We start from the raw sequence: 8,702 nt of genomic DNA, 5'->3' as shown, positions 1-8,702 counted from the left end.
AATCCGTCTGGGGTAAGGGGGAGATCGACCTCAGACCGATTTGTGCAACAAAGCCTGCCGGATCCTCTAATCCGCTTCAACGATAATTGCGCGGAAATCATTGACGTTGGTCCCTGTTGGCCCAGTCACGAATAAATCGCCTGCCGCATCAAACGCACCCCATGCATCATTGCTCGCCAAGGCAGCCTTCGGATCAACGCCGCCTGCGCGCATACGTGCCCCACTTTGTCCGTCCGCAAATGCACCTGCATTGTCTTCAGACCCATCAATTCCGTCAGTGTCCGCTGCGAGGGCCGTTATAGTTTCAACGGCTTCAATCGCATTCGCAAAAGACAGCAAGAATTCCGTGTTACGACCACCGCGCCCTTTTGCACGCAAGGTCACCGTTGTTTCACCACCTGACAAGATCACTACTGGTTTCTGAAACGGCGCGTTCTTAACGCTCACTTGTCTGGCAATAGCTGCGTGCATCAACCCGATGTCGCGCGCTTCACCTTCAATCGCGTCAGACAGAATAACTGCTGAATATCCAGCCGCGCGCGCGACCTGTGCCGCCGCTTCTAGCGAGAACGCGGCAGAAGCGACGATTTTCACTTCATTGTGGGCGAACACCTCATCATCTGGTGAGGGAGCGCGCGCAATTTGCTTTGCAAGATGCATTTTTATTGCGCTGGGCAGCTCTAATTTCAGGCCCTTGATCAGCGCAATCGTTTCTTCAAGATCGACCCCATCAGGCACCGTCGGACCAGAGGCGACTTGCGCAGGATTGTCCCCCGGCACATCAGACACGATCAACGATACAACGCGCGCTGGATGCGCCGCGGCTGCCAAGCGCCCCCCTTTGATCATGCTGCAATGTTTGCGAATGGCGTTCATCACACCAATGGGTGCACCAGAGGCAAGCAGGACCTCGTTCAAGGCTTGCTCATCCGCTAACGTCAAACCGTCGGGCGGCGCAGGCAAAAGGGACGACCCGCCCCCACAAATCAATGCAACAACCAGATCATCAGATGTCAGCCCATCAACAGCATCGAAAAGCGCGGCACTCGCTGCCATCCCCGCAGCGTCGGGAACAGGATGCGAGGCTTCGATAATTTTCATGTACTTACAAGGGGCGGCGTATCCGTAGCGCGTCACGACAACGCCACTCAGTGGTCGGTCCCAAAGCATTTCAAACGCAGCCGCCATTTGCGCAGCACCTTTGCCCGCACCGATCACGACAGTGCGCCCCTTTGGGCGATCCGGCAAATGGGGTCGCAAGGCCGCCAAAGGATCAGCGGCCTTGATCGCCGCATCAAACATCTGGGTCAGAAGCGCGCGATGTTCCATGCTCTAAGCCTTGGTCTTCTCTGTGTCTTTGACAAGTTCAGCATCGACGACTTCAACCTCTTCGGACGCTACCACTTCGACAACATCCTCAACGAGATCGTCCGACTTGTCTTCAATCGCACCAACAATCAAAGGCAGCATCGCAACACCAGTCGGCGACGCAATTTCAGACTGCGGAGGTGACTTCCAGCTTAGTGTGTCAAAGCTCGCACAATTGGCGCAAACCGGCTCCCACTCTGCATGGATGTTATTGCAGGCGTCGCATACCCATTGCGGGCCACGCGGCGCATTCAGTGCCTTCGTTAACCAGCCGCGAACAACAGCATCAGATGCGCCCTCGCCACGCTCAATCGCTGCCATGATCGTCACAGACCGTGCGTCAGGGGCTGTATCGACCAGATCGCCCAGCGCACGACGTGCAGCAGGAAAATCCTCAGCGGCAATGCCCAGTTCAGCCTTTAGCATTTTAGTTTCAGGATGGTCCAAAGTGGATTTCACGAGCTTGTCGAACCGCTTCACACGGGCCGCAGGTGTTTCATCGGGCTCAATCGCTGCATAGGCCGCTGCCAATTCTGGATGCGGTTGCACGTCCCACGCCTTTTTCAGAACGCGGGTCGCATAGCGTTTCTTATCCTGAGAAATGTAGCTTTTTGCCGCTATAACAGCAGCGGGGATCAAGTCAGGGGACAAACGGTTCGCTTCAATCGCAGCTTCACGTGCTTCGATATCATTCCCATCGTTCAAGACACCTGCAGCCTGTGACAGTGCCAACACCGCCTCACGGCGCTTGTGCACATCACGTGGCAGGGAACCGCTTTTTAGCTTGGCCGTCAACGTCTTGCGCGCACCAGCCCAGTCTTCGCCCTGCGCTTGCAACTTCAGTAAAATGTCCTGCGTTTCTTCATGTTTTGGTTTTAGCGCAAATGCGCGTTCCGCCAATTGCAACGCTGTGTCCGTATCGCCCTCAGCCAACTTTTGCTTCATGATCCCACGCACACCAACAAAACGTGTCGCTTCGTTCTGAACCAGCTTTTTGTAGGTCTCTTCTGCCTTGCGACGATCGCCTGTCATCTCTGCCGCTTGGGCAGTTAGCAAGTTGGTCAACTCAGGCTTGGCAAGATACTTCTCTGCCTTGGCCGCCTTACTTAAAGCGGAAGATCCGTCGCCAGAGGCAAGCGCCATCATGCCCTCAGACAAAGCTTGATATCCTTTGCGTTCGCGGTTCTTGGAAAAGTAACGCGAGATCGCTGTTTCATCGCCATTAATAAAACGCAGTGTTGCGATCAGCAGGGACAGCAGCTTGAGAACGATCCAAAGCGCGATGATCAGAACGATCACAGCCAAGACCAGTTTCAAAGGACTAAGCGCATATTCACGCCCACCCATCGTGACGAGCGCGCCACCGTCCATTTCCATGAGATAGCCAGCACCCAACGCGAGCGCTGCTATTATTGCTACAAAAACGAGAGCTTTTAGCAAAGACCAAAGCATTTAAAAGCGCCTTATTGAGTGTTCAAAGAATTCGCGAGGGCTTCTGCCTCTCTCGCAGCGGATAGACGCAGATCGGCTTGCACCGTCCAGTCAGCGAGTTCGGCTTTCGCCGCATCGGGAAGTGCATCTGCTTCAGCAAGTGCATCTGCAATATTACCAGTCTCGACGGCAGCACCTACACGCGACAGAACCGCATCAGGATCATCACCCTCACGCGGCGCAACTGAACGTGTGCCAAACTGTTTCGCAAAGAAACTTCCGACGCCGCCGCCTGTATCACCGGCACGGACCGCCGCAAGCGCAGCGCGCGCTGCGTCTGGATAGCTTTCATTCAAAGCCGCAAGTGTTGGGACACCTTCTGCCGCTGTCTGAACAAGTGCCTCTGCAACATCGATGTCAGAATTGGCTTCGACATCCGCAAGTGCATCCGCAAATGGCGCACCGCCTTCCAGCGCAACAAGAATACGCGTTACCGCACCTCGTACGCGGCTTTGACGTGCCGTGTCTTCAGCGCTCTGCTTCTTGCTTTGCGCCTCATCAATCATTTGGGCCAGCTCGCCCTTTTGGACATCCAGCGATGCACGCAAATCAACCAGTTCTTTTTCCATGGCAGCAGACACGCCACTACCATCGCTGTTAGGACGCGCTTCCAGATCAGTGATGCGCGCCTCTAACCCTGTGACGTTATCCGCAACCGTGCCGATCTGGGACTGCAAATCACCAACCGCAGCAACTGCTGCATCAAGCGCGGCTGTATCAACAGTCGGCTGCGCCTCAAGTTGCTTGTTAAGATCATCAATACGACCCGTTTGCAGTTTCAACGCGCTTTCAAGGTCCAACTTTTCAGTTGCGGCCGAACCAAATGGTAATCCATCTGGGAAAATATATTCAGCACTCGCAATACCGATACCCGCAGCAACGATTCCACCCAGAACCAAGGGTACGAAACCGCCCTTACGTTCAACAATCGTTTCACGGATTGGCTCGCTTGCGATGACGGGCACTTCTTCTGCTTCGGGTGCGCCGACTGGATCGCTCTCAAGTATTTCGACGGCATCATCCCCAGCCTCAACAATCTCGGCATCTTCCACAGGCGCGTCAGTGGCGTCCTCGACAACCGCTTCAATCGTATCGTCTACGACCTCTTCAACGATCTCTGGCCTTTGAGCCTTCTTGCTCGTGCCTTTGGTCGGTTTTGCCACGTTACGCACCCTCTCTATTCTAAAACTCACTTATCCAGTCAAATATGACCTTACTTCTCTGTTCTCAGAGCCTCAAGCAGACAAAACCGCCTTTATCGCCGTTATCATTCCATCCACGTTAGGAGATGGGGCAACATGTGCGCCAGGACAAGCCTGAGCCGCGGAATTTGAAATCGCAATAACATCGACCTGAGACCCGTATGGTCCAGTCTTTGCAAATTGCGCGGCTGTGCGCGGCGAGAAAAGGGGAACTATCACGGGCGCTCCCCCTAGAAGTAGGTTCTGAGCATTTTCGCTTAGTTCCAAGAGGTGCTGCTTATAGGCAATCAGACCGCGCACGTTCAAGCCATTCGCGTTCAACCGTTCCACTAAATCGCCGCGCGTGTGTTCGCCGTGAACATGCAAAACTTCACCCATCAGTGCCGCATTTTTCAGGTCATTCGCCAGATGTTCGACAGTGCCACCACTGACATAGGGCTCAAACCCAAGTGCACGCGCTGCATCTGCGGTCGCTTGACCCACGCAATAACAACGCGCCTCAGTCGGCAATTCTGCACACTCCCACGCCAACACGCCATTGCGCGACGTGAAAACAATCGTTTGTGCGTCAGGCGCCGCGTGAATTTTCAGAAGTTCAATTTCAATCAGCGATGCTATCAGAACTTGCAACGGCCCAACGGTATCCTGCACTTGCTTTGCAAACATCTCAGACACCGCACGGGGGCGCGTCAAAAGCAAGGTTGTTGGCTGCACCATGTGCCTCATCGGGATTGTTTGCGACAGATGAGAGTGGTAGCTGCTGCGCAGCGTTCTTGCAATGGAGGAGGTCGCGCCGTGCCACGTCAAATCACCCTGCTCGGACTTGAAAGCAGTTGCGATGATACCGCTGCTGCCGTTGTGCGCCGTGATGAAAACGGTCGCGTTGATGTTCTGTCCAACATCGTGGTCGGACAGAACGACTTACATAAAGCGTTTGGCGGTGTGGTCCCCGAAATCGCTGCGCGCGCACATGCGGAAAAAATTGATCTATGTGTCGAAAAAGCGCTGACTGAGGCGGGTGTTAACTTGTCCGAAGCGGATGCAATTGCCGTCACCGCTGGCCCAGGACTTATCGGCGGCGTGATGTCTGGCGTGATGTGCGCTAAGGGTTTGGCGGCTGCGACAGGCAAGCCTTTGATTGGCGTTAACCACCTTGCCGGTCACGCGTTGACCCCGCGTCTGACGGATGGGTTATCCTATCCCTACCTCATGCTTCTGGTCTCTGGTGGCCATTGCCAATTCCTGATCGCACGCAGCCCCTCTGAATTTTCGCGCATCGGCGGCACCATTGACGATGCCCCCGGTGAAGCCTTCGACAAAACCGCGCGCTTGATCGGCCTGCCGCAACCTGGTGGCCCTGCGGTTCAAACCGAGGCTGCATTTGGCGATCCCAAGCGCTTCAAGTTCCCACGCCCCATGCTGGATCGAGCCGAGTGTGATATGTCTTTCTCCGGTCTGAAAACTGCTGTTCTGCGCACGCGCAATGAACTGATGACTGGCAACACAATGCGCCAACAAGATGTCCGCGATCTATGTGCTGGGTTTCAAGCAGCAATCGTCGATGTTTTGACCGAAAAGACACGCCGCGCGATTGCGGTGTACATGGACGAAAACCCCAGTGAACCTTCATTGGCAGTTGCAGGTGGTGTCGCAGCAAATACAGCGATTAGAGCAGCGTTAGAGTCTGTTTCGGCTGAATTAGGTGTTAAATTCACAGCGCCGCCGCTTGCCTTGTGCACAGATAACGCCGCTATGATTGCCTACGCAGGTCTGGAACTGTTCGAGGCTGGCCAACGCGATGGAATGGACCTAACTGCACGCCCCCGTTGGCCGTTGGATAGCGCCAGCGCGCCAATGCTGGGCAGCGGAAAAAAGGGAGCAAAGGCATGAGTATTGCAGTCCTCGGCGCAGGGGCTTTTGGGACGGCTCTTGCAATTTCATTGGCGCGCGAAGGCCAATCAATCACGCTTTGGGCACGCGATCCTAATCACGCCAAAACCATGAAATCTGCACGGATGAACACCGCACGACTGCCAAATGCACGCTTTCCTGAAACGCTGGAAATCACATCCCATATGGACGTCATCAAGGCACATTCGACCTTGCTACTGGCCGTGCCCATGCAGCAACTCGCGCGCTTTGCAGATGAACATAAAGACCGTCTTTCTGACAAAACTCTCGTTGCGTGTTGTAAGGGGATCGACCTTGAAACAGGCCTTGGCCCAACGCAGGTTCTAAAGTCCGCCTTTCCCAACACCAACAACGCGATCCTCACTGGCCCCAGTTTCGCCCATGATATCGCGCTTGGCTTGCCCACCGCCTTAACCCTCGCTTGCGAAGATCGCGCGCTGGGTACAAAGCTTCAGGGTGATTTAACAACCGCCAACTTGCGCCTTTACCGCAGCACAGATGTCGTCGGTGCAGAACTTGGTGGTGCGCTCAAAAACATCATCGCAATTGCATGTGGAGCGACCATAGGTGCGGGGCTTGGCGAAAGCGCGCGCGCGGCGTTGATCACCCGTGGATTTGCGGAAATGCAGCGCATGGCACAAGCGGTCAGCGCGCATCCTGAAACCCTTGCTGGGCTTTCAGGGTTTGGCGATCTTGCTCTGACCTGCGCGTCTGAGGGATCCCGCAATTTTCGTTTTGGTCTTGCGTTAGGGCGCAGCGAACCCTTTGATCAAAGCATTACAGTCGAGGGCGCTGCAACGGCGATAGCGACGTTAAAACGCGCTGGAATTCTCGGTATCGACATGCCAATCACAGCCGCCGTCGTGGCAATGATTGACGGAACACTCACACTACAACAAGCAATGGATTCGCTTCTCGCGCGTCCACTAAAGGAGGAAACATGCTGATTGCATTGATGGCAAAAGATAAAGACGGCGCGCTACAAACACGCCTTGATAACCGCGACGCACATGTTGCGCATTTGAAAGATAGCGGCGTTGTCGTGCACGCTGGCCCCTTCTTGAATGATGACGGAAAGATGTGTGGATCATTGGCGATCTTGGACGTCGCTGACATGGCCGCCGCCAAAGAGTGGGCAGCGCAGGACCCCTACGCCAAAGCAGGCCTTTTCGCCTCTTGCGAACTGATTCAGTGGAACAAGGTGATCGGGTAATGCGCTACTGGCTGTTCAAATCCGAACCATCCGTCTGGGGTTGGGACGATCAAGTCGCCAAGGGCGATGTTGGCGAAGAATGGGACGGTGTGCGCAATTATCAGGCGCGTAACTTCATGCGCGATATGAAACTTGGGGATCGCGGATTTTTTTATCATTCGCAAAAAGAAAAGGCTGTGGTTGGCACCGTCGAGATCTGCGCAGAAGCGCATTCTGATAGCTCTACGGATGACAAACGCTGGGAATGCGTTGATATCAAAGCAATCGAGCCGTTCAAAACCCACGTCACACTCGAAATGATCAAAACCGATCCTCGCTTTGCAGAGATGGCGCTAGTCAAAAGTTCACGCCTATCCGTGCAGCCCGTGACCGAGCAAGAATGGCAAGATATTTGCGCACTTGGGGGAATTGCTTAATTTTTCATCACCTCGCATAATTCCAGCATCTTTTAATGACGGAAGGGTCTTATGGAGTTTTTGAATGTTTTAGTCGCCGCAGTGGCGGGCTTTATGGTCGGCGCCGTTTGGTACAGTGTGTTATCAAAAAAATGGATGGAAGTTTCCGGCGTCGCGGTCGGTGACGATGGAAAGCCAACCAATAATGCCGATCCAATGCCGTATATCATGGGGCTTTTAGCGATGGTCTTGGTCGCAGGTATGATGCGCCACGTCTTCGCGCTTAGTGACATCGACACGATGGGCAAAGGTCTGATTTCAGGCTTTGGCATCAGCCTGTTCTTTGCCGCGCCTTGGCTAATGATTTGCTACAGCTTTGCAAGACGTTCGCGCACATTGCTGCTGATTGACGGCGGTTATGCTGCGTTTGGAAGTGCCGCAATTGGCTTGGTTCTAACTGCGTTTTGAGAAAATGAGGGATGCGTATCAAGCGACGCGCATCCCCTGCACCCCCATGAATTTGCCACCCACTGGCACAACGTGCGAAAACTAGAATTGGCCGTCCTGACCTCATAATAATCTACGGCATCGATTGAACCCAAGCAAATACCAAGTGTCTACAATTAGGTGAAAAGTTTTCTTCTGCTGAGTTTCTAGACGAAAAAGGGCGCTACAGAGAGCGCCCCAAATAAACTCGTTCAGCTTCAAATTAGCTGTAAACAGCTTCTTTTCCGAAATGCTTAGTCAGCATGTAATACACAACTGCACGGTACTTGTTACGCTCTGACTTGCGATAAATCTCAATGACTTTGGCAATGGCTTCCATCAGCTCTGGACCGTCTGCAAGGCCAAGCTTCTTGATGAGAAAGTTGTTCTTTACTGTCTCTAACTCAGCATTTTGGCTGCATGCAACTGTGGATGCGTCCGCGTTGTAAATCGCAGGGCCACAACGGATTGTGACTTTACGCAGCAGATCCATGTCTGGTGTCATGCCGCACTTATTCTTAAGATCATCTGCATATTGCACGATCAGGTCGTCACGTTTTCCCATTAGGTTTCTCCCTCTAAGCGGTCAAAGCCGCAAATTTATCTATATGTTCGCCGAAGCTGTAGAAACGTTAG

Annotated in this window: 10 protein-coding genes; 5 read left to right on the top strand and 5 right to left on the bottom strand. The window is 53.8% G+C overall.

Features of this window, described 5'->3' with window-relative positions; all coding sequences use genetic code 11:
- Positions 1-66 precede the first annotated feature (66 nt).
- The 4 genes from QZ279_RS07505 to QZ279_RS07490 all read right to left on the bottom strand — a co-directional run bounded on the left by QZ279_RS07505 (position 67) and on the right by QZ279_RS07490 (position 4,778).
- On the bottom strand, positions 67-1,329 hold the full coding sequence (locus QZ279_RS07505; RefSeq protein ID WP_293449679.1) for a glycerate kinase: 1,263 nt from the start codon (positions 1,327-1,329) through the stop codon (positions 67-69).
- Between the two features lie 3 nt (positions 1,330-1,332).
- Positions 1,333-2,820 (bottom strand): heme biosynthesis HemY N-terminal domain-containing protein, encoded by a 1,488-nt coding sequence (locus tag QZ279_RS07500; RefSeq protein WP_293449678.1) that lies wholly within the window; start codon positions 2,818-2,820, stop codon positions 1,333-1,335.
- A gap of 11 nt (positions 2,821-2,831) precedes the next feature.
- Positions 2,832-4,022, bottom strand: a complete 1,191-nt coding sequence (locus tag QZ279_RS07495; RefSeq protein ID WP_293449676.1) for a hypothetical protein — start codon at positions 4,020-4,022, stop codon at positions 2,832-2,834.
- A gap of 72 nt (positions 4,023-4,094) precedes the next feature.
- Positions 4,095-4,778, bottom strand: a complete 684-nt coding sequence (locus QZ279_RS07490; protein ID WP_293449675.1) for a uroporphyrinogen-III synthase — start codon at positions 4,776-4,778, stop codon at positions 4,095-4,097.
- Between the two features lie 78 nt (positions 4,779-4,856).
- Here QZ279_RS07490 and tsaD point away from each other — a divergent pair, with 78 nt between their 5' ends.
- The 5 genes from tsaD to QZ279_RS07465 are packed head-to-tail and all read left to right on the top strand — an operon-like array spanning position 4,857 to position 8,048.
- A complete protein-coding gene (gene tsaD, locus QZ279_RS07485) occupies positions 4,857-5,951 on the top strand; it encodes a tRNA (adenosine(37)-N6)-threonylcarbamoyltransferase complex transferase subunit TsaD (protein ID WP_293449674.1) in 1,095 nt (364 codons plus the stop codon).
- Positions 5,948-6,919, top strand: coding sequence for an NAD(P)H-dependent glycerol-3-phosphate dehydrogenase (locus tag QZ279_RS07480; protein ID WP_293449673.1), 972 nt, complete (start codon positions 5,948-5,950; stop codon positions 6,917-6,919). Before tsaD ends, QZ279_RS07480 begins: the two co-directional genes overlap by 4 nt.
- Positions 6,913-7,185: a YciI family protein gene (locus tag QZ279_RS07475; protein WP_293449671.1), complete on the top strand. Its 273-nt coding sequence runs from the start codon at positions 6,913-6,915 to the stop codon at positions 7,183-7,185. The genes QZ279_RS07480 and QZ279_RS07475 overlap by 7 nt, the downstream gene beginning before the upstream one ends.
- Positions 7,185-7,601, top strand: a complete 417-nt coding sequence (locus QZ279_RS07470; protein ID WP_293449669.1) for an EVE domain-containing protein — start codon at positions 7,185-7,187, stop codon at positions 7,599-7,601. The genes QZ279_RS07475 and QZ279_RS07470 overlap by 1 nt, the downstream gene beginning before the upstream one ends.
- Before the next feature lie 51 nt (positions 7,602-7,652).
- A complete protein-coding gene (locus QZ279_RS07465) occupies positions 7,653-8,048 on the top strand; it encodes a DUF1761 domain-containing protein (RefSeq protein WP_293449667.1) in 396 nt (131 codons plus the stop codon).
- Between the two features lie 241 nt (positions 8,049-8,289).
- On the opposite strand, the gene QZ279_RS07460 is transcribed toward QZ279_RS07465, so the two are convergent.
- Positions 8,290-8,631 (bottom strand): DUF2853 family protein, encoded by a 342-nt coding sequence (locus QZ279_RS07460; RefSeq protein ID WP_293449665.1) that lies wholly within the window; start codon positions 8,629-8,631, stop codon positions 8,290-8,292.
- Between the last annotated feature and the right edge of the window lie 71 nt (positions 8,632-8,702).

The sequence above is a fragment of the Planktotalea sp. genome, from assembly GCF_018607965.1.
GTDB lineage: Bacteria > Pseudomonadota > Alphaproteobacteria > Rhodobacterales > Rhodobacteraceae > Planktotalea.
The sequence above is the reverse complement of the archived record's forward strand: the minus strand, read 5'-3'. Positions and strand labels throughout refer to the sequence as shown.